Below are 20723 nucleotides of genomic sequence, written 5' to 3' on the forward strand. Positions count from 1 at the left end.
ACGTAGCTTGAGGTCAATGCGGGGCGGCGTGGCCCCGCACACGACCGGGCCGGACGCCGCCGTCGGCGTCCGGCCCGCTCCGGGGTCGGGGAGGGCTACAGGCCCAGGTCGCGCTCGAAGTCGCCCTCCTCCAGGCGCGCCTTGACGTCCTGGAGGAAGCGGCCGGCGTCGGCGTTGTCGATCAGGCGGTGGTCGTGCGCCAGCGACAGGTAGACCATCGACCGCACCGCGATCACCTCGCCGCCCATGGCCTCGTCCTCGACGACGACCGGGCGCTTGACGACCGCGCCGGTGCCCAGGATGGCCACCTGCGGGGTGTTGATGATCGGCGTGCCGAACAGCGCGCCCACACCGCCGGTGTCGGCGATGGTGAACGTGCCGCCGCTCAGGTCGTCCGGGCCGAGCAGGCCGGTGTGCGCCTTCTCGGTCAGCTTGGTGATCATCCGGGCCAGGGAGCCCAGGTCGTGCCCGCCGGCGTCCTTGACGACCGGGACGAGCAGGCCGCGCTCGGTGTCGACCGACACACCGAGGTTCTCCACCGCGTGGTAGGTCACCTCGTGCGACTCGTTGTCGATCACCGCGTTGATCCGCGGGTGGGACTTGAGCGCCTCGACGGCGGCCAGGGCGAAGAACGGGAAGAAGTCCAGTTCGATGCCCTCGCGCTTGGCGAAGTCCTCGCCCGTCTGCTCGCGCAGGCGCGCGATCTTGGTGACGTCCACCTCCACGACCTGCGTGATCTCGGCCGCCGTGTTGAGCGACTCGACCATGCGGTCGGCGATGGACTGGCGCAGCCGCGACAGCTTCTCGGTCCTGCCGCGCAGCGAGGCCGCGTCCGAGGCCGCCTTGCGCTGGGTCGCGCCCGACGCGGGCGCGGCGGTGCGCGCGGCGGCCTTCTGCTCCTCGGCGGCCTTGAGCACGTCCTGCTTGCGGATACGGCCGCCCACGCCGGTGCCCTTGACGCGGCTCAGGTCCACGCGGTGCTCGGCGGCGAGCTTGCGCACCAGCGGAGTGACGTAGGCCTCGGTCACCGTGTCGGTGCCCGAGGCCTGGCCGGTGCCGCTCAGGGTCTCGATGTCCACCGACGGCACGTCGTCGGCCGCGGACTGCCGCGCGGAGGGGGCCGGGGCGGGCTCGGGCTCCTGGGCGCGGGCGGGCTCCTGCCGCGCGGGCTCGGGCTCGGGCTGGGCGGGCTCGGCCGGGGCGGACGGAGCCGGGGCGGAGCCCTCGGCGCCGATCAGCGCGATCTCCGCGCCGATCTCCACGGTCTCGTCCTCGGCGGCGATGATCTTGGTGAGCACGCCGGCGACCGGGGACGGGATCTCGGTGTCCACCTTGTCGGTGGAGACCTCCAGGAGCGGCTCGTCCACCTCGACGGTGTCGCCCTCGCTCTTGAGCCACTGGGTGACGGTGCCCTCGGTGACGCTCTCACCCAGGGCGGGCATGGTGACCGACGTGGTGGGGCCGTCAGAGGACGCGGGCGCGGCCGGCGCGGGCTCGGGGGAGGGCTCCGGGGCGGGCTCGGGCTCCTCGGCGCGGGCGGGCTCGGGGGCGGGCTCCGGCTCGGGTTCGGGCTGCGCGTCCTTGGCCGTCGACCCGCCGTCCCCTCCCTCGCTCTCGCCTTCGCCGCCGATGACCGCGATCTCCGCGCCGATCTCCACGGTCTCGTCCTCGTCCACCAGGATCTTGGTGAGTACACCGGCGACCGGGGACGGGATCTCGGTGTCCACCTTGTCGGTGGAGACCTCCAGGAGCGGCTCGTCTACCTCGACGGTGTCGCCCACGTTCTTCAGCCACTGGGTGACGGTGCCCTCGGTGACGCTCTCACCCAGGGCGGGCATGGTAACGGAAGTCGGCATGGGTTCCTCGTTGGATCTGGACGCGGTACCTGCCCAACCCCTTGACTGGGCAGCGCGGATGTGGCGGGGGCGGGCCGTTCGGCCCGCCCCCGGGTGGTGCGGTCAGTCGTGGACGTGCAGCGGCTTGCCCGCCAGCGCCAGATGCGCCTCGCCCAGTGCCTCGGACTGGCTCGGGTGCGGGTGGATCAGCTGGGCGACCTCCGAGGGCAGGGCCTCCCAGTTGTAGATCAGCTGGCCCTCGGCGATGAGCTCGCCGACCCGGCTGCCGACCATGTGGACGCCCAGCACGGGGCCGTCCTTCTCGGCGATGACCTTGACGGCCCCCGAGGTCTGCAGGATCTGGCTCTTGCCGTTGCCCGCGAGGTTGTAGTTCATCTCCACGACGTCGTGGCCGCGCTCCTTGGCCGCCTTCGTGGTCAGGCCCACGGACGCCACCTCGGGCTCGCAGTAGGTGACGCGCGGGACACCGTCGTAGTCGATCGCGGGCGGGTTCTGCCCGGCGATGTGCTCGGCGACGAAGATGCCCTCGGCGAAGCCGACGTGCGCCAGCTGCAGGGTCGGGATGAGGTCGCCCACGGCGTAGACGTTGCCCACGCCGGTGTGCAGGTTCTCGTCCACCTGGACGAAGCCGCGGTCCAGGGTGATGCCCTGCTCCTCGTAGCCCAGGCCCTCCGAGACGGGGCCGCGGCCGATGGCGACCAGCAGCACCTCGGCCTCCAGGGTCTTGCCGCCCTTGAGGGTCACGGTCACGCCCGCGTCGGTGGTCTTGACCGACTCGAAGGGGGTGCCGAGCTCGAACTTGATCTTGCGCTTGCGGAAGGCCCGCTCCAGGAGCTTGGAGCTGGACTCCTCCTCCACGGGGACCAGGTGGGGCAGGGCCTCGACGATGGTGACGTCGGCGCCGTAGGAGCGCCACACGCTGGCGAACTCCACACCGATGACGCCGCCGCCCAGGACGATGACGGACTCGGGGACGCGGTCCAGGTCCAGGGCCTGGTCGCTGGTCATGACCTTCTCGCCGTCGATGTCCAGCCCCAGGGTCTTGGGACGGGAGCCGGTCGCGAGCAGGATGTTGCGGCCCTTGTAGACCGTGTCGCCGACCGTGACCTCGTCGGCGCCGGTGAGCTTGCCCTCACCCTCGACGACGGTGATCTTGCGGGACTTGACCAGCCCGGTCAGGCCCTTGAACAGACCGTTGACGACCTTGTCCTTGTAGGCGTGCACCGCCTGGACGTCGATGCCCTCGAAGGTGGCCTTGACGCCGAAGGCCTCGCTCTCCTTGGCGGAGTCGGCGACCTCCGCCGAGTGCAGGAGGGCCTTGGTGGGGATGCAGCCGCGGTGCAGGCAGGTGCCGCCGAGCTTGTCCTTCTCGATCAGTACGACGCTCTGGTCCAGCTCCGCGGCGCGCAGTGCCGCCGCGTAGCCGCCGCTGCCGCCGCCAAGGACGACGAGGTCGAAGGTGCCGCCGTTCTCACTCACGGGAACGAACTCCTTGTTGTGGTGGCTGGTGGGAATGCAGGGGGTGACCGGGGCGGGGCGGCGCCTCCGGCTCACAGGAGCGCCGCCCCGACCGCGGGGACTACTTCGCGTACTCCTCGGCGATGCGGACCAGGGTGCGCGTGCCCGCGCCGGTGCCGCCCTTGGAGGTGTAGCCGTGCGGACCGCCCTGGTTGAAGGACGGGCCCGCGATGTCGAGGTGCGCCCACTTGACGCCCTCCTCGATGAACTCGTTGAGGAACACGCCCGCGGAGAGCATGCCGCCCCAGCGCTCACCGGCCACGTTGGCGATGTCGGCGACCGCGGAGTCCAGTCCCGCGCGCAGCTCGCCGGGCAGCGGCATCGGCCAGGCGGCCTCGCCCGCGGCGCCGGCGGCGGCCACGACGTCCTCGCGCACGCCGTCGTCGTTGGACATGACCGCGAACACGCGGGTGCCGAGCGCGACGAGCTGGGCGCCCGTCAGCGTGGCGATGTCCACGACCAGGTCCGGCTCGTCCTCCTGCGCGCGCACCAGGGCGTCGGCCATGACCAGGCGGCCCTCGGCGTCGGTGTTGAGGACCTCGACGGTCTTGCCGCCGTAGATGCTCAGCACGTCGGAGGGGCGCTGGGCGGTGCCGCTGGGCATGTTCTCGGCCACCGCCAGGTAGGCGACGACGTTGACCTTCACGCCCAGCTCGGCGATGGCGCCCATGGCGGCGAGCACGGAGGCGGCGCCGGCCATGTCGGACTTCATCCAGTCCATCCCGCCCGCGGGCTTGAGCGACAGGCCGCCCGAGTCGAACGTGATGCCCTTGCCGACGAAGGCGACGGTGCGGGTCGCCTCGGGGTGGGAGTGGGCGAGGCGGACCAGGCGCGGCGGGTTGGCCGATCCCTGGCCGACACCGGTCAGGCCGCCGTAGCCGCCCTCGGCCAGCGCCTGCTCGTCCAGGACCTCGATCGCCAGGCCGGTGCGCTGGGCGACCTCCTGGGCCGCGGAGGCCAGGTCCTCGGGGACCAGGTCCGCCGGGGCCGTGTTGACGAGGTCGCGGGTCAGGCTGACCGCGTCGGCCAGGACGCCGGCGCGCTCGACGGCGGCCGCGGCGTCCTGGGCCGGGCTGACGACGGTCAGGGTGACCGCGGCGGCCTTCTCCGCCTTGCGCTCGGCCTTCTCGCCGGTGCGGTAGCGGTCGAAGGCGTAGGCGCCCAGGCGGGCGCCGAGCGCCACGGCGCCGGCCTGCTCCGTGCTCTGGGCGGGCAGGGCGAGTGCGACGCTGCCCGCGCCCTCGGGGCGGGCGGACAGCGAGCGCAGGGCGGCGCCCGCCGCGCGGGACAGGGTGTCGGGGTCGACCGGGCCGTCGGTGGGCGCCGGGCCGAGTCCGACCGCGACGACGACCGGGGCCTTCACGGCTCCGAGGGAGGCAAGGGTGTGCACCTCCTCAGGGGCGCCGCTCGCTCCCAGGAGCGACAGGGTCGAGGCGAGGCCGCCGGAGAAGGCGGCATCGACGTCATGTGCGCCCGACGCAGGCTCCGGAGCGTCGCCTCCGGAGTGGTAACCGACGACGACCGCGTCGGCGTCGAGCGAACTGGGGGACTCCGTATGTACTGACAACGACGTGCTCACGCCCCCGATGCTAGTCGCCCCACGTGCCGATCGGCGACGCGGCGCCCCGCGCTGCCAGGGCGCTGACGCGGCCCGCGCGCGGGCGGAGCGCCCCCCGGGACGGCCGGGGCCCGCGTGTGCGGGGAGGGTGGCTCTGGTCGCCGGTGGGGGGTCTCGCACGGCGTCGGCGTGGCGGGCCGCGGCTCCCCGGGGGCGGGGCCGATGAAACCTGGTGTGAAAAAATGTGATGATGGCGACACTTGTCACCGGGCCGTCAGAGCCAGGACGCGCCCGCGGCGGCCACGACCAGGACCGACGTCCCGGCCGTCTCCGCCAGCGCGCCCAGCACGTCGCCGGTGATCCCGCCGAGCCGGCGCACCGCCCGGCGCAGCAGCAGGCCCGCCACGGCCAGGCCGAGCACGACCGCGCCCGCGCAGAGCACGGCGAACCCGGCCCCGAGGACCAGGCCCGGAAGACACAGCAGCGCCACCACCGCGCAGGCCGCCGCGGCCAGCGGCGCGCGCACCGTCCCCGCCACGAACGCGCCCAGGCCCTCCGGCCGGGCTGACGGGACCCGCGCGGTACAGGCCAGCGTGACGGCCAGGCGCCCGCCCGCCCCGGCGGCCACCGCCGCGGCCGCCGCCGCCCAGGGCGAGACCGCCACCAGCTGTCCGAGGGCCAGTACCTGCGCCACCAGGACCAGCGCCAGCGTGACCACGCCGAACGGCCCGATGTCGGAGCGGCGCATCACCTCCAGGGCGCCCTCGGCGGGGCGCCCGCTGCCCAGGCCGTCGGCCAGGTCGGCCAGCCCGTCCAGGTGGAGGCCCCGGGTCACCAGCGCGCCCGCCCCCACGGCCAGGACCGCCGCCAGGGCGCCGGACAGCCCCAGCCACGCCCCGGACACCGCCACCGCGCCGGTCCCGGCGCCCACGGCCGCGCCGACGACCGGGGCCCAGAACATCGCCCACCCGGCCGTGGCGCGGTCCACCCGCTCCACGCGCACCGGGACGGCGGTGAACGTGCCCACCGCCATCCGGGCCCCCGCCCGCGCCGCCGCCGTCCGGACCGCCGCGGTCACGGCAGTTCCAGCACGCGCCCGGCCGCGGTCAGGACGACCTCCTCCGACTCGGCCCCCACCCACTGGTTCAGCAGGCCCAGGTGGTCGCGGAAGATCCGGCCCGCGCGGGTGGCCGGGACCACGCCCGACCCCACCTCGTTGGTGACCGCCACGACGTAGGCCTGCGTGCCGCGCCAGGCCTCCAGCAGTCCGTGGATCCGGCCCTCCACCATCTCCTCGGCGTCCTCGGGAGGGGTCTCGTCCCACATGCCGTTCTCGTCCATCACCGCCGTCAGCCAGGTCCCCAAGCAGTCCACGAGGACCGCGCCGCGGGTGCGCTTGAGCACCTCGGCCAGCTCCACGGTCTGCTCCGTGTGCCACCACCAGGGACGCCGGTTCCGGTGCAGTTCCACGCGCCGCGCCCACTCCGGGTCCCGCTCGGGGTCGGGCACCGGGCCGGTCGCGGCGTAGACCACGCGCGGCTCGGCCAGCAGGCGCAGCTCCGCCTCGGTGGACTTGCCCGAGCGGGCGCCGCCGGTGATGAGCGTGCGGTGCGGGCCGTGCGGGCGCGACTCCGGCCACACCGTCGGCGGACACGACATCTCCGCGCCGTCGCTGGGCGCCAGCGCGCCCCACAGGCGCGCGCGGCGGGCGAACTCCTGGGGCGAGCGGACGCGGTGGTCGCCGCCGACCGCCACGACCGCGGTGGTCACGCCGACCACTCCCGAGCGGCGCAGCTCGCCGATCACCTCGGGGCGCTGGGCGGCGTCGACGATCACCATGTCGACCTGCTGGTCCGGGGGAGCCGAGGCGTAGGCCGACCCGCCGCCGGGCCCGGCCTCCACCGGGGGCGGGGCGGGCTGCGGGCCGGGGGAGGAGCGGGCGTACAGCAGCCGCCCCCCGTCCGGGCCCACCACGAGCACGCCGTCGGCGGTCTCGGTCACCGAGTAGGCGGGCGGAACGGGGCCGACCACCGCCCCCTCGCGGATGCGGAAGCGGTCGTCGACCGTCACGCGCAGCGGGAGGCGGCGTTCGGCCAGTGCTCTGTTGCAGGAGGCGCAGGTGCACTGCGGGGCCGGCCAGCCCGCGTGCCCCGCGGTCCCGAGGAATCGGATGCGCACCCGACCGAGTAAACCGCATGTCGGCCCAACGCTTGGTTAAGCTCGGGCCAGGAACACGGTGGCCCGCATCGTGAACCCCGTGACGAAGGGCGGTCGAACAATGGCGTGGACCTGGCGGTATCTCGACGCGGACGGCGCGGACAGGACGGAGGAGGGGCTCCCCTCGGAGTCGTTCACCTCGCGCGGCGACGCCGAGAGCTGGATGGGGGAGAACTGGCAGGAGCTCGCCGAGGGCGGCGTGGTCCGCGTCGTGCTGTCCGAGGACGGCGCCGAGGCCTACACCATGTCCCTGGAACCGACCGGCTAGCGGGCGCCCTCCCGGGCCGAAGCGGAGCGGAGGCCCCGGAGTTCCCGGTACCGGGGCCTCCGCTTCGGTGCTAGAGGTCGCGGATGTTGTCCGGGCTCTTGGTCAGGGCCGGGTCCCGCTGGACGCTGTCGCCGAGGATCTCGTCGACGCGGGCCAGCAGTCCGGCGTCGAGCTTCACGCCGGCCGCCTGGACGTTGTCCCGGACCTGCTCCGGACGGGACGCGCCGATGATCGCGGCGGACACGTTCGGATTCTGCAGCACCCAGGCCACGGCCAGCTGGGGCATGCTCAGCCCGGCCTCGGCGGCCAGCGGCTCCAGCTGCTGCACCCGCTCCAGCAGGGCCTGGTCCTCCGCCTTGTCGGCGATGAAGTGCCTGCTCCTGGGGTCGTCCGCGCGCGACCCGGCGGGGGCCTCCCGGCCCGGCTTGTACTTGCCGGTGAGGACGCCGCCGGCGATGGGCGACCACACCACCTGGCCGATGCCCTCGCGCTCGCACACCGGCACGACCTCGGACTCGATGACCCGCCAGAGCATGTTGTACTGCGGCTGGCTGGAGACGATGCGGTCGAAGCCCATCTCGTCGGCGATCTTGAGCGCGCGCTCGATCTCCTCGGCCCGCCACTCCGAGACACCGATGTAGAGGGCCTTGCCCTGGCGGACCAGGTCCTCGAAGGCCCGCATGGTCTCTTCCAGCGGCGTCGTGTAGTCGAACCGGTGGGCCTGGTACAGGTCCAGGTAGTCCGTGCCCAGACGGCGCAGCGAGTCCTCGACGCCGCGCAGGATGTGCTTGCGGGACAGGCCCTTGTCGTTCTTGCCCTCGCCCATGGGCCAGTAGACCTTGGAGAAGATCTCCAGCCCGTCGCGGCGCTCGCCCTTGAGCGCGCGGCCGAGCACCTCCTCCGCCTTGCCCTGGGCGTAGACGTCGGCGGTGTCGAACGTGGTGATGCCGGCGTCCAGCGCCGCGCGGACACACGCGGTGGCGGTGTCCTCCTCGACCTGGGACCCGTGGGTGATCCAGTTCCCGTAGGCGATCTCGCTGATGATGAGACCGCTCTTGCCTAGATGCCGAAATTCCATGTCGAGCACTCTAGCCAGCCGGGGAGGCCGCGGCCACAGCGCCCCTGACGGTCAGCAAGCGCTTACACCCCGGACGCTGGACGCTCCCGCCTCCGGACACGGTGAAGGGCCGGTGCGGACACCGGCCCTGCTCACGTGATCGGTCTTCGGTACGGGGATGTCGGGAGGTGGAACGGTGGTGGACGGGTCAGCGCAGGCCGGCCGTGGGGTCGTCGCCGACCTTCACCGTCGGCTTGGGCAGGCGCAGGCGCCGGAACTGGAGCTGGCGCATGGCCGCGTACATGCCCGCGCCCGCGACCTTGGGGTCGTCGGGGAAGTGGGCGGCGGCCGTGCTCTTGACCTTGCGCGCGGTGAAGATGCCCTCGGCGACCAGGGTCACCATCATCAGCGGCCACGCGACGTAGGCGACCCCGACCTGGAAGACGGGGTTGTTCACGAACAGGAGCGCGATGATGAGGATGGAGAAGGGCAGGAAGAACTCACTGGCACTGCGTCGGGAGTCGACGTAGTTGCGCGCGAAGGCACGGGGCTTGCCCATGTCCTGCTCACGGAAGTAGCGCTCCTCGCCCTGCGGGACGCCGGAGCGCCGGGCGGGCTGCCCCTTCTGGCGGTCGAGGCGTTCCCGGTAGGCCCGGTACGCCTCCTTGCGGGTCTGTGGAGCTTGGACGGGCCGGCGCAGGTCCTTACCGGATTCCTTGCGCTTTGGGGTCGGGACACCCTTCTTGGGGGTATATCCCTTAGGTTGGGTGGCCTCAGTGGCCTCAGGGCTGGCGGATTCGGTAGAACTCGAATCCGTGGCTGCGGAAGCGGAGCGACGTCGGAACACACCCTCAGGGTAGCCGGTCACAGCTTTATGGCGACCGTGGGCCAGAGCGCGTAGGGTTGGGCGAAGCGCCCGCTGGGAACAGCCGATGTACGCAGCGAGAAGGGGACGGCCACGCCGATGAGCGTGTTTCAGCGACTTTCGATGATCTTCAAGTCCAAGGCCAACAAGGCGTTGGACTCTGTCGAGGACCCCAGGGAGACCCTCGACTACTCGTACCAGAAACAACTCGAACTCCTACAGAAGGTCCGCCGTGGGGTGGCGGACGTGGCGACGTCGCGCAAGCGCGTCGAGCTGCAGATCCAGCAGCTCGAACAGCAGTCCGGCAAGCTGGAGAACCAGGGCCGCGCGGCCCTGACCCAGGGGCGTGAGGACCTCGCCCGCGAGGCCCTCACCCGCCGGTCCGGTCTGGCCACGCAGATCGAGGGCCTGCGCGAGCAGCACGCCAACCTCCAGAACGAGGAGCAGAAGCTCACCACGGCCGCGCAGCGCCTGCAGGCCAAGGTCGACGCCTTCCGGACCCGCAAGGAGACGATCAAGGCGACCTACACCGCCGCCCAGGCCCAGACGCAGATCAGCGAGGCCTTCTCCGGCATCTCCGAGGAGATGGGCGACGTCGGCATGGCCGTGCAGCGCGCGGAGGACAAGACCGCCGAGATGCAGGCCCGCGCGGGTGCCGTCGACGAGCTGCTCGCCTCCGGCGCGCTCGACGACGTCACCGGCACCGCCAAGGACGACATCCAGGGCGAGCTGGACCGCATGGCCAGCACGACCGGTGTCGAGGCCGAACTCGAGCGCATGAAGATGGAGCTCGGCGGCGGCAGCGGCGGCGCCACCCCCCAGATCGAGGGCGGGAACGGCGCCGGCAGCACCGGGAACCGGGAGGGCGCATGATCGTCCGCATCTTGGGTGAGGGCCAGCTGGACCTGACCGACGCCGACCTGGGCGTCCTCAACGAGTTCGACTCCGCCCTGGAGGCGGCGCTCGACTCGGCCAACGAGGAGACGTTCCGCGAAGCCCTGCACCGGCTGCTCGAACGGGTGCGCGCGGACGGCAGCCCGCTGCCCGACGACGCACTGGAGCCGTCGGACTTCATCCTTCCGCACGCCGACGCCAGCATGGCCGAGGTGCGGGAGATGCTGCAGGACGACGGGCTGATCCCGGGCTAGCGACCGGACCCGCCACCTCCGTCCAGGCGGGTCCGGGGACCGCGCGGGCCAGGACCGCCGGCCGTGCCACGGCCGGGCGGGACCGTGCCCGCCGCCCGCGTGCGCGTACTTTGGTTCCGCGGCCGCCGTGACCCCGTCACGGCGGCCGCGGCCTTTGCACAGCGCGGCCTTCGCACAGCGCGGCCCCTTCATCGGGGAGACCGCCTCCCCGGGGCGTCCACGACTCACCGGGCCCCGCGGGCCCCGACCCCCGCCGCGGGCCCCGTGGCGACGCCTCCAGCACGCCGACAACCCGGCCTTAACCCTTCTCTCACCTGGTGGAACTAGACTCCGAACCACGCATCGCAGAGGAGTCGGCAATGGCGGGTACGAAGTTCCGACCGGACGGCGGCCTCACCGCCCGGATGGTGACGACCATGGCGCTGCTGGCGCTGGTCTACGTCGCCTTCATCGTGGGGCTGGTCCTGGCGGGCCTGAACATCTGGCTCGTCATGGTCATCGTGGGCGCCTTCGCCCTCTTCTCCTACTTCGCCTCGGACAAGATCGCCATGTTCTCCATGGGCGCGCGCGAGGTCTCGCCCGAGCAGGCGCCCGACCTGCACGCGCTCGTCGACCGGCTGTGCGCGATGGCGGACATGTCCAAGCCCCGGGTCGGCATCGCCGACTCCGACGTGCCCAACGCCTTCGCCACCGGCCACAGCGAGAAGTCCGCGGTCATCTGCGTGACCACCGGCCTGCTGCGCCGCCTGGACGGCCCCGAGCTGGAGGCGGTCCTGGCGCACGAGCTCTCCCACATCGCCCACCGCGACGTGATGGTGATGACCGTCGCGGGGTTCCTCGGCATCGTCGCCGGCTTCCTCACCCAGGCGGGACTGCGCTTCGCCGCGTTCAGCGGCGTCGCGGGGGGCCGCAGCAACAACGGCGGCCCCGCGCCCGCCGTCATCGCGCTGCTGGTCGTGCTGGTCAGCGCGATCGCCTGGGCCCTGAGCTTCCTGCTCGTGCGCGCGCTCTCCCGGTACCGGGAGCTGTCGGCCGACCGCGCCGCCGCCTACCTGACCGGCCGCCCCTCCACACTGGGCAGCGCCCTGAGCAAGATCACCGGTGACATGGCGCGCATCCCCACCCGGGACCTGCGCCAGGCGGAGCCGTTCAACGCCTTCTTCTTCGCCCCCGCGGTCTCGCGCAAGGGCTTCAGCTTCAGCCAGTTGATCGCGACCCACCCGCCGGTGGACCAGCGCCTGGCCCAGCTCTCCGACATCTCCCGCCAACTCGGTCAGGGCAGCTGACCGCCACGCCACCGCCGACCTGGGAACGAGGCAACCACCGATGAGCTTCTGGCGCGCTCTGCTGGGCCGGTCCGCACCGGCCCGGCCCGACCTGGACGCCCTGTTCGCGCTCCCCTCCGCCGCACTGACGCTGCGGGCCTCGGTGGGCCTGCGGCCCACCGGCACGGGCTCGGTGGCCTTCCGGGCGACCGAGGGCGCGGCCTTCGCCGACCTGCAGCGGGACGTGACCGCCCTGCTGGACGCCGACGACGGGCCGCCGGTGGGACAGGTCACCGACGACTACGGCTACTCGTGGCTGGTCGTGCGCTCGCACGACGCCCCGACGGGGGAGGGCGAGGTCACCGACCCCGACGTCTCCGGCCTGGTCACCGATCTGCACGCGGTCAACTCGACCCTGGAGGCCAACGGCTACGGGCCCTCCCTGCTGTGCTCCCTGCTCGGCTTCACGGACGGAGGGGGCGGCCGAGAGGGCGGGGCCGCGCCGGAGGCGTCCGCCGGGAGTGGTGGGCGACGGGTCGGGCTGGTCTACCTCTACAAGCGCGGCACCTTCTACCCGTTCGCCCCGGCCGGGGGCCAGCGGCGCGACAACGCGCTGGAACTCCAGGTGGAGGCGGCGATCGGCGACGACCTGCCGATGGAGAAGGACCGCTCGCGCTGGTTCCCCGTCTACGGCGCCCCCGGGCTCGGGACGCCGGCCTGACCGGCGGCCGGTGTGCACAGGGGTCGCTCGGGCATGGCATCGTGGAGCGGTCGACACTACCCTGGTGGACACGGGCACACGGGTGCTCCGACGGCTCCATCCGCACCTGGGGCCACGGACACAGGGAGAACACGGCGGCCGCGCGACGGAATGCCGCGCGAAGCCCGGGCGTTGACCCCGGTTGAGGAGGACCGCACCGCCACCCGCGGGACGGTCCGCTACGCGACCGGGGGTCGCCAGGCGGCCGCAACCCCTTTCAAGAGGAGCTTGACAACATGACGGTTCAGAGCGAGACCACCGAGGGGATCATCCTCACCGACGAGGCGTCCGGCAAGGTCAGGGCGCTCCTGGAGCAGGAGGGCCGCGACGACCTGCGTCTTCGGGTGGCCGTTCAGCCGGGTGGTTGCTCGGGGCTGCGCTACCAGCTCTACTTCGACGAGCGCGACCTGGACGGCGACGTGGTCACCGACTTCGGCGGCGTGGAGGTCGTCACCGACAGGATGAGCTCCCCCTACCTCGTCGGCGCCACCATCGACTTCGTCGACACCATCGAGAAGCAGGGCTTCACGATCGACAACCCCAACGCCACCGGCTCCTGCGCCTGCGGAGACTCCTTCAACTAGGGGTCCCCGAAGCAGAACCCGGGGAGGGTGGATCCGTCCGCCCTCCCCTTCGTCGTCCGCCGGACGAGTCACATCCGGGTGCACTGGGTACGCTAGGGCGGTCATGTCGGGGGTCGAGCGCCGCCCGACCGCCGCCCGGTCGTCCACGACCGACCACTCCCGACCAAGGAGCCCACCTCCCGTGCGTATCGCGGTTGCCGGATCCATCGCCACCGACCACCTGATGTCCTTCGAGGGTCGGTTCGCGGAGCAGATCATCCCGGAACAGATCCAGCAGTTGTCCCTCTCCTTCCTCATCGACGAGCTGGACGTGCGCCGCGGCGGCGTCGCCGCCAACATCTGTTTCGGCATGGGCGCCTTCGGCCTCGAACCGGTCCTGGTGGGCGCGGCCGGCGCCGACTTCGAGGACTACCGCGCCTGGCTGGACCGCCACGGTGTCGACACCGCCTCCGTCTACATCTCCGAGCTGCGCCACACCGCGCGCTTCATCTGCACGACCGACCGCGACCAGAACCAGATCGCGTCCTTCTACGCCGGGGCCATGGCCGAGGCCCGCAACATCGAGCTCAAGCCGATCGCCGACCGCGTCGGCGGGCTCGACCTCGTCCTGATCGGCGCGGACGACCCCGACGCGATGGTCCGCCACAGCCAGGAGTGCCGGACCCGCGCCATCCCCTTCGCGGCCGACCCCTCCCAGCAGCTCGCCCGGATGGACGGTGAGGCCGTCCGCACCCTCATCGACGGGGCGGCCTTCCTGTTCAGCAACGAGTACGAGAAGGCGCTGGCCGAGCAGAAGACCGGCTGGAGCGACGCCGAGATCCTCGCGCTGGTGGGCACCCGCATCACCACCCTGGGTGCCAAGGGCGCCCGCATCGACCGCCGGGGCGAGCCGTCCGTGCACGTGCCCGCCGCCCAGGTCGGCGACCTCGTCGACCCCACCGGCATGGGGGACGCCTTCCGCGCCGGCTTCCTGGCCGCGCACGCCTGGGGCCTGACCCTGGAGCGCGCCGCCCAGGTCGGCAACGCCACCGCCGTGCACTGCCTGGAGGTCGACGGACCGCAGGAGTACCGGCTCACCGCGGCGGGCCTGCTGGAGCGCCTGGAGCGCTCCTACGGCGCCGAGGCCGCCGCCGAGGTCCGCCCCTTCCTGTGAGCCGCCGTCCGCCCGGGCCGGGCGCTCCTGGTCCGGGCGGTACCGGCGAACCCGTAGAGTAGTAAGCCGCGACCCGCACGACCCGGTGGATTCCGCCGGGCCGCGCCCCGAAAAGTCGGCTCCGGCCGACCAGCACGGGTGCCCCGTGCCGGCCGGTGCGCTGAAACGCGTGCCGGTCTTCCTAGCCCAAGCCGTCCGCGCCGGGTCGCCGCGACGGTGGGGAACCCGTCCCTTTGCACGCGTCCCGCGCGCGCGGGGACTCGGGCGCCGTGAGCGCCTCCCAGATCTAGGCCAGCCTTACCTGGGATTCCCTGATTGACCCTGAAAGGACATTGCATGCGCTACACCGGACCGAAGGTGCGGTTGTCCCGGCGCGCCGGCACTCCGCTGACCCGTAAGGCGGTCAGCTACTTCGAGAAGCGTCCGTACCCGCCCGGCGAGCACGGCCGCCGCGTCCGTCGCAACAGCAGCGACTTCGCTGTCCGTCAGTCGGAGAAGCAGAAGGTCCGCTGGTACTACGACCTGACCGAGAAGCAGCTGCTGCGGATCTACGAGAACGCCAAGAAGCGTTCCGGCCGTACCGGTGAGGAGATGCTCGCCGAGCTGGAGCTGCGTCTGGCCACGGTCGTGCTGCGCGCCGGTCTGGCCGCCTCGATCTACGCCGCCCGCCAGTTCATCAACCACGGCCACATCACCGTGGACGGCAAGAAGGTCGACATCCCGTCGTACCAGGTCAAGCCGGGCCAGATCATCAGCGTGCGGGAGAAGTCCCGCCAGATGGTCCCGTTCGTCGAGGCCGCCGAGGGCGTGCACGCCGACGACAAGATCGCCGGCTTCCTCGCCGTCAGCCACAAGGACCTGCGCATCGCGGTCACCGACCGCCCCAAGCGCGAGCAGATCCCCGTGCCCTTCGACGAGCAGCTCGTCGTCGAGTTCTACGCTCGCTAGGATCCGCGCGGGCTCCCTGGAGCACCGACGCGCGAAGGCCGTACGGACACCGTCCGTGCGGCCTTCGCCGTGTCCTGGGCCACATCCGGAGCCGCCCCCTGAGCGCTGATTTCGGCCCCTGCCGCATCGTTATGGCAACGGAACCGGAATCCGGAACGGGGGCCTCGGGCGCCCGCACCGGTTCAGTACTTCCGGCGGATGTGAAAAGCGCTACCCCGCACCAGCGGCTCCTCCACCACGAACTCGTGCATCTTCATCCGGCACCACGCCGGAATGTCCGCGCGCGCCGCCGGATCGTCCGCGGTGACCGCGATGACCGCGCCGATGGGCACCTCGTGCAGCCGCTGGGACAGCATGATGATCGGCAGCGGGCACTTGCGGCCCACCGCCTCCACCGTCACCATCGGCCGTCCGGACGCGTGCTCAGGCATGCGCACCCCCTGTGTCGTCGTCGCCGTAGCCCAATCTTGACCTGGGCCCCGCCTTAAGGCGAACCCGGTTAAGGGCGTCGTAAACCCAGCGATACGCTCGCACTGGCCTCGCGCCGCGAACCGTGTCCTCCTCAGCCGCAGGCGGAGTTCGACACGGCCCACGGCCGGGGGCCCGGGGGGTACGCCGGGCCGCGCCACGTAGCCAGCCGGGAGGTCCCGCCTCCGCGGGGCGACGGGCCCGGCTCCGCGCACCGCCGCGGGCCGCGCACGGGCTCTGTCGGCAACACGCTGACCAGGCAAGCCCATGAACGGGACGCTGGGCGGTACGCGATAATGTTTCCCCCTGACAAGCTTTGGATACTTAGGCCGCCCGTGGAGGATCCACGGGCTTCACCGCTGGGAAGGCAATCCGTGAGTCCGACCCGCCAAGAAAATCGGCGTTCCAACACGCGCCGATGGGCACCACGCGGCGCCGCGCTCGCCGTGCTGGGGCTGGCCGCGACCGGCTGCGCGTCGAACGATCTCACTCGTTTGGGCATGCCGGAGCCGATCACCGAGCAGGCCGAGCGTGTTCTCTCGCTCTGGCAGGGTTCCTGGGTGGCGGCGTTCGCGGTCGGCATTCTCGTGTGGGGGCTGATGATCTGGACGATCATCTTCCACCGCAAGCGCTCTGAGCAGCTGCCGCCCCAGGTGCGGTACAACCTGCCCATCGAAGCGCTCTACACCGTGCTGCCGATCGTCATCGTCTCGGTGCTGTTCTACTTCACCGCGCGCGACCAGGCCTACCTCCTGGAGACCGAGGAGCCCGCCGACGTCCACGTCGAGGTCGTGGCCTTCCAATGGGCCTGGCAGTTCAACTACCTCGACGACACCAAGGAGGAGGGCGGCGAGACGCTCTTCACCGAGGTGGGCGTCCCCAACCCGGACGGCACCGCCGACCCGTCGACGCAGCCCACGCTCGTCCTGCCGGAGAACGCGGTGGTGCACTTCGACCTCCACTCGCCCGACGTGATCCACTCCTTCTGGATCCCGTCCTTCGGCTTCAAGATGGACGTCGTCCCCGGGCGCGACAACGCGTTCCAGGTGCAGCTCAACGAGGGCACCGAGGGCGAGTACATCGGCCGCTGCGCCGAGCTGTGCGGTGTGGACCACACCCGCATGCTGTTCAACGTCGAGGTCCTGTCGCAGGCCGACTACGAGACCTGGGTCGACGAGCAGATGGCCGAGGCCGACGCCGAGCGCGCCGAGGCGGCCGAGACGGCCGAGGAGCCCGAGATGTCCGAGGGCACCGGGGCCGGGGGCACCGACGACGAGGGCACGGGTGCGAACAGCACTGACGCCGAGGGCGCGGAGAGCACCGAGGCCGATGCCGAGGGCGCGGGCGTCGGAGCCGACGACGCCGAGGAGAATGACGAGTAAATGACCACCACGGCAACAGAACCCCGTAGCGGCACACAGACGCCGCCCAAAGGGTCGATCATCGTCAACTGGCTGACGTCGACCGACCACAAGGTGATCGGGTACATGTACCTGATCACCTCCTTCGCCTTCTTCCTCTTCGGTGGCATCCTGGCGCTGCTCATGCGCGCCGAGCTGTTCTTCCCGGGCATGCAGGTCATGTCCAACGAGCAGTTCAACCAGTTGTTCACCATGCACGGCACCATCATGCTGCTGATGTTCGCGACCCCGCTCTTCGTCGGGTTCTCGAACATCATCATGCCGCTGCACATCGGCGCCCCCGACGTCGCATTCCCCCGGATCAACCTGTTCGGGTACTACCTGTACCTGTTCGGCAGCCTCATCGTGGTGGCCGGGTTCCTGACCCCGGGCGGCGCCGCCAGCTTCGGCTGGTTCGCCTACACCCCGCTGTCCGACGCGGTCCGCTCGCCGGGCCTGGGCGGCGACCTGTGGATCCTGGGCCTGGCCGTGTCCGGTCTGGGCACGATCCTCGGTGCGGTCAACTTCATCACCACCGGGCTGTGCATGCGCGCGCCCGGTATGACGATGTTCCGCATGTCGATCTTCTCCTGGAACACGATGCTCACCAGTGTCCTGGTGCTCATCGCCTTCCCGGTCCTGACCGCGGCCCTGATCGCCCTGGGCGCCGACCGCATGGTGGGCACGCAGGTCTTCAACGCCGAACACGGCGGTGCCATCCTCTGGCAGCACCTGTTCTGGTTCTTCGGGCACCCCGAGGTGTACATCATCGCCCTGCCGTTCTTCGGTATCGCGACCGAGATCCTGCCGGTGTTCAGCCGCAAGCCGATCTTCGGCTACAAGAGCCTGGTGGCCGCGACGATCTCCATCGCCGGCCTGTCCGTGACCGTGTGGGCGCACCACATGTTCCCGACCGGCGCGGTGCTGCTGCCCTTCTTCTCCTTCATGACGTTCCTCATCGCGGTCCCCACCGGTGTGAAGTTCTTCAACTGGATCGGGACGATGTGGCGCGGGCAGCTCACCTTCGAGACGCCGATGCTGTTCACGATCGGCTTCCTGGTCACCTTCCTCTTCGGCGGCCTCACCGGTGTGCTGCTGGCCTCCCCTCCGATCGACTTCCACGTCACCGACTCCTACTTCGTGGTGGCGCACTTCCACTACGTGGTGTTCGGCACGGTGGTGTTCGCGATGTTCGCGGGCTTCTACTTCTGGTGGCCCAAGTTCACCGGCAAGATGCTCGACGAGAAGCTGGGCAAGGCGCACTTCTGGCTGCTGTTCCTCGGCTTCCACGGCACCTTCCTGGTCCAGCACTGGCTCGGCGCGATGGGCTTCCCCCGCCGCTACGCCGACTACCTGCCCGGTGACGGCTTCACCGAGCTGAACCAGATCTCCTCGGTCTCCTCCTTCGTGCTCGGCGCCTCGACGCTGCTGTTCTTCTGGAACATGTACGTCACGGCCAAGAAGGCACCGAAGGTGACCGTCGACGACCCGTGGGGCTACGGCTGCTCCCTGGAGTGGGCGACGTCCTGCCCGCCGCCGCGGCACAACTTCACGTCGCTGCCGCGGATCCGGTCCGAGCGCCCCGCGTTCGACCTGAACCACCCGCACGCCGCGGCCCCGGGCGCCGTCCCGGTGGGCGCCACGAAGGAGTAGGGCGCACACAATGAAGATGCAGGCCTATCTGTTCATGGGCATCTCGACCTTCTTCGGTCTGGCGGCGGCCCTGTACATCTACTGGTCCATCCAGGACACCGGCCAGGTCGAGTGGACGGGTGCCACCGCCCTGGTGGTCTCCATCGGCTTCGGCTGGATGATCGGGTTCTGGCTCTGGCAGTCGGCCCGCCGCAGCGAGCACTTCCACGGACTGCCCGCGGAGGAGCGCCTGGACGGCGAGATCGCCGAGAACGCCGGTGAGTACGGCTTCTTCAGTCCGCACAGCTGGTGGCCGATGTTCGTCGCGCTGGCCGTGGCGTTCACCGCCGTGGGCGTGGCGATCGGCTGGTGGATGGTGCTGATCGGCGGCTTCGCCGTCATCCTCACCGCCATCGGCTGGGTGTTCGAGTACTACCGCAAGGAGTTCCAGCACTGACGCCCAGGGCGTAGACCCGTCGCCCGCGAGGGCGGCGACGCAGCACCGACCCCGGTGACCGGGGGTTTCGCTACACGGAACCCGCCCGGTCACCGGGGTATCGTTTTGTGTGACTGAGGCGTGACTTGGTGTGATTTGCACTGGTCGCGGCCTATCCACAGCGGATGCTGGAGGTGCTGGGCGTGAAGGGACGAGCCGACGGACCCGTGGCGGCCCGCGCGACGGCGGCGGGCGCCGCCGTCCTGCTCGCGGCGGCCGGATGCGGGATCCTCGGGGACGGGAACGCCCCCGAGCCCGACGAGGGGAGCGCGGGGCCCCGGGTCAGCGTCAGCCCCGCTCCAGGGGCGACCGACGTGCCGCCGAACACCCCGGTCCGCGTCTCCGTGGCCGAGGGCTCGCTCGCCGGCGTCACCATCGAACAGGTGCGCGAGGGCGAACCGGTCGAGGGGCTGCCGGTCACCGGCACGCTCTCCGAGGACGGCCGTACCTGGACCAGCGACTGGAACCTCGTGCCCGGAACGGCCGTGAGCGTGTACGCCGCCGCCGAGGGCGCCTCGGGGCCGCAGCGGGAGTTCCGGTCGGAGTTCACGACCGCGCCGGTGAACGGGGACAGCGCCCTGGGCATCGAGTACAACTTCCCCCGCTCCGGGGACGTCGTGGGCGTGGGCATGCCCGTCATCATCGGCTTCGACACGCCGGTGGAGTACAAGGAGCAGGTGGAGAACTCCATCGAGGTCACCTCGGAGCACCCCGTGGAGGGTGCGTGGAACTGGGTGGACGACGAGACGGCGGTGTTCCGCCCGCGCGAGTACTGGGAGCCCTACCAGGACGTCACCGTCGACCTGCGCCTGACGGGCGTGGAGGCGGCCGAGGGCGTGCACGGCACCGGGGACGACCGGCTGGAGTTCGAGATCGGGCGCGAGATGATCTCCACGATGCACGTGCCCGACCACGAGATGACCGTGGCCGTCGACGGCGAGACGGTGCGCACGATCCCGGTGAGCAACGGCAAGGCGCACCGGCGGTTCAACACCACCACCTCGGGCGTCCACCTGCTGATGGAGAAGTACTCCCGGCTGGTGATGGACTCCGCCACGGTCGGCATCCCGCCGGGCTCTCCCGGCTACTACCGCGTTGACGTGGACTGGGCCGTGCGCACCTCCAACAGCGGCGAGTTCACCCACGCCGCGCCGTGGAACACGGGCAACCTCGGGGTGGCCGACGCCTCCAACGGGTGCACGAACATGTCGGTGTCCGACGCCCGCTGGTACCACGACCAGGCGCTGATGGGCGACGTCCTGGAGACCACCGGCACCGACCGGGAGCTGGAGTGGGACAACGGGTGGGGCTTCTACCAGCGGTCCTGGGAGGAGTGGCTCGACCACAGTGAGACGGGAGAACCCCAGGTGACCGACGGTTCGGGAACGCCGGGCAGCGTCCACGGCCAGGGGCTGTAGCGGTCGGGGGCGTTTCGGGGGCGCTTCACGCCGGGTCCTTCGTCGTCGCTTCTGCCTTGCTCGTTCCTCGCTGGCGGCAGAGACTCCTCCTGCAGGCACCGGCGCGCCCCTC

Annotated in this window: 20 protein-coding genes; 12 read left to right on the plus strand and 8 right to left on the minus strand. The window is 71.4% G+C overall.

Annotated features, from left to right (window positions below; translation table 11 throughout):
- Positions 1-95: 95 nt before the first annotated feature.
- The 5 genes from sucB to ADL05_RS02675 form a co-directional block, all read right to left on the minus strand.
- Entirely contained in the window at positions 96-1856 is a 1761-nt protein-coding gene (sucB, locus tag ADL05_RS02650; RefSeq protein WP_082376053.1) for a 2-oxoglutarate dehydrogenase, E2 component, dihydrolipoamide succinyltransferase, read from the minus strand.
- A 102-nt stretch (positions 1857-1958) separates the two neighbouring features.
- Complete coding sequence (gene lpdA, locus ADL05_RS02655) at positions 1959-3335, minus strand: dihydrolipoyl dehydrogenase (RefSeq protein WP_053615239.1); 1377 nt, start codon at positions 3333-3335, stop codon at positions 1959-1961.
- Between the two features lie 100 nt (positions 3336-3435).
- Positions 3436-4953 (minus strand): leucyl aminopeptidase, encoded by a 1518-nt coding sequence (locus ADL05_RS02660; protein ID WP_082376054.1) that lies wholly within the window; start codon positions 4951-4953, stop codon positions 3436-3438.
- 253 nt (positions 4954-5206) lie between these two features.
- Positions 5207-5965 carry an adenosylcobinamide-GDP ribazoletransferase gene (locus ADL05_RS02670; protein WP_053615255.1) on the minus strand — a complete coding sequence of 253 codons (759 nt, stop codon included), beginning with the start codon at positions 5963-5965 and terminating at the stop codon, positions 5207-5209.
- A 41-nt stretch (positions 5966-6006) separates the two neighbouring features.
- The gene (locus ADL05_RS02675) at positions 6007-7002 is read right to left on the minus strand and encodes a bifunctional adenosylcobinamide kinase/adenosylcobinamide-phosphate guanylyltransferase (protein WP_053615256.1); all 996 of its coding nucleotides are present in this window, start codon (positions 7000-7002) and stop codon (positions 6007-6009) included.
- A gap of 208 nt (positions 7003-7210) precedes the next feature.
- On the opposite strand from ADL05_RS02675, the gene ADL05_RS02680 reads away from it, so the two are divergent.
- Positions 7211-7417 (plus strand): hypothetical protein, encoded by a 207-nt coding sequence (locus ADL05_RS02680; RefSeq protein ID WP_053615242.1) that lies wholly within the window; start codon positions 7211-7213, stop codon positions 7415-7417.
- A gap of 70 nt (positions 7418-7487) precedes the next feature.
- Here ADL05_RS02680 and ADL05_RS02685 read toward each other — a convergent pair whose 3' ends face one another.
- Positions 7488-8495, minus strand: a complete 1008-nt coding sequence (locus ADL05_RS02685) for an aldo/keto reductase family protein (protein ID WP_197285662.1) — start codon at positions 8493-8495, stop codon at positions 7488-7490.
- Between the two features lie 187 nt (positions 8496-8682).
- Positions 8683-9321, minus strand: a complete 639-nt coding sequence (locus tag ADL05_RS02690; protein ID WP_053615258.1) for a DUF3043 domain-containing protein — start codon at positions 9319-9321, stop codon at positions 8683-8685.
- A gap of 117 nt (positions 9322-9438) precedes the next feature.
- Here ADL05_RS02690 and ADL05_RS02695 point away from each other — a divergent pair, with 117 nt between their 5' ends.
- From ADL05_RS02695 to rpsD, 7 genes are all read left to right on the plus strand, one after another.
- On the plus strand, positions 9439-10212 hold the full coding sequence (locus tag ADL05_RS02695) for a PspA/IM30 family protein (protein WP_082376056.1): 774 nt from the start codon (positions 9439-9441) through the stop codon (positions 10210-10212).
- Positions 10209-10487: a hypothetical protein gene (locus tag ADL05_RS02700; RefSeq protein WP_053615244.1), complete on the plus strand. Its 279-nt coding sequence runs from the start codon at positions 10209-10211 to the stop codon at positions 10485-10487. Before ADL05_RS02695 ends, ADL05_RS02700 begins: the two co-directional genes overlap by 4 nt.
- Before the next feature lie 359 nt (positions 10488-10846).
- Complete coding sequence (gene htpX, locus ADL05_RS02705) at positions 10847-11773, plus strand: zinc metalloprotease HtpX (RefSeq protein ID WP_053615245.1); 927 nt, start codon at positions 10847-10849, stop codon at positions 11771-11773.
- A 40-nt stretch (positions 11774-11813) separates the two neighbouring features.
- Positions 11814-12473 (plus strand): hypothetical protein, encoded by a 660-nt coding sequence (locus ADL05_RS02710; protein WP_053615246.1) that lies wholly within the window; start codon positions 11814-11816, stop codon positions 12471-12473.
- Between the two features lie 275 nt (positions 12474-12748).
- Positions 12749-13096 carry an iron-sulfur cluster assembly accessory protein gene (locus tag ADL05_RS02715; RefSeq protein ID WP_053615247.1) on the plus strand — a complete coding sequence of 116 codons (348 nt, stop codon included), beginning with the start codon at positions 12749-12751 and terminating at the stop codon, positions 13094-13096.
- 181 nt (positions 13097-13277) lie between these two features.
- Positions 13278-14249, plus strand: coding sequence for a carbohydrate kinase family protein (locus tag ADL05_RS02720; RefSeq protein WP_053615248.1), 972 nt, complete (start codon positions 13278-13280; stop codon positions 14247-14249).
- A 336-nt stretch (positions 14250-14585) separates the two neighbouring features.
- Positions 14586-15197, plus strand: a complete 612-nt coding sequence (gene rpsD, locus ADL05_RS02725; RefSeq protein ID WP_053615249.1) for a 30S ribosomal protein S4 — start codon at positions 14586-14588, stop codon at positions 15195-15197.
- Between the two features lie 182 nt (positions 15198-15379).
- Here the strand turns inward: rpsD and ADL05_RS02730 are convergent, their stop codons facing one another.
- The gene (locus ADL05_RS02730; protein ID WP_053615259.1) at positions 15380-15628 is read right to left on the minus strand and encodes a sulfurtransferase TusA family protein; all 249 of its coding nucleotides are present in this window, start codon (positions 15626-15628) and stop codon (positions 15380-15382) included.
- A 537-nt stretch (positions 15629-16165) separates the two neighbouring features.
- Between ADL05_RS02730 and coxB the strand changes: the two genes are divergently transcribed.
- The 4 genes from coxB to ADL05_RS02750 all read left to right on the plus strand — a co-directional run bounded on the left by coxB (position 16166) and on the right by ADL05_RS02750 (position 20611).
- Positions 16166-17047, plus strand: coding sequence for a cytochrome c oxidase subunit II (coxB, locus tag ADL05_RS02735; protein WP_053615250.1), 882 nt, complete (start codon positions 16166-16168; stop codon positions 17045-17047).
- Positions 17048-18718, plus strand: a complete 1671-nt coding sequence (ctaD, locus tag ADL05_RS02740; protein ID WP_053615251.1) for a cytochrome c oxidase subunit I — start codon at positions 17048-17050, stop codon at positions 18716-18718.
- A 10-nt stretch (positions 18719-18728) separates the two neighbouring features.
- A complete protein-coding gene (locus ADL05_RS02745; RefSeq protein WP_053615252.1) occupies positions 18729-19154 on the plus strand; it encodes a cytochrome c oxidase subunit 4 in 426 nt (141 codons plus the stop codon).
- Between the two features lie 164 nt (positions 19155-19318).
- A complete protein-coding gene (locus ADL05_RS02750) occupies positions 19319-20611 on the plus strand; it encodes an Ig-like domain-containing protein (RefSeq protein ID WP_082376057.1) in 1293 nt (430 codons plus the stop codon).
- Positions 20612-20723: the final 112 nt, after the last annotated feature.

The sequence above is a fragment of the Nocardiopsis sp. NRRL B-16309 genome, assembly GCF_001279585.1.
Taxonomy (GTDB): domain Bacteria; phylum Actinomycetota; class Actinomycetes; order Streptosporangiales; family Streptosporangiaceae; genus Nocardiopsis.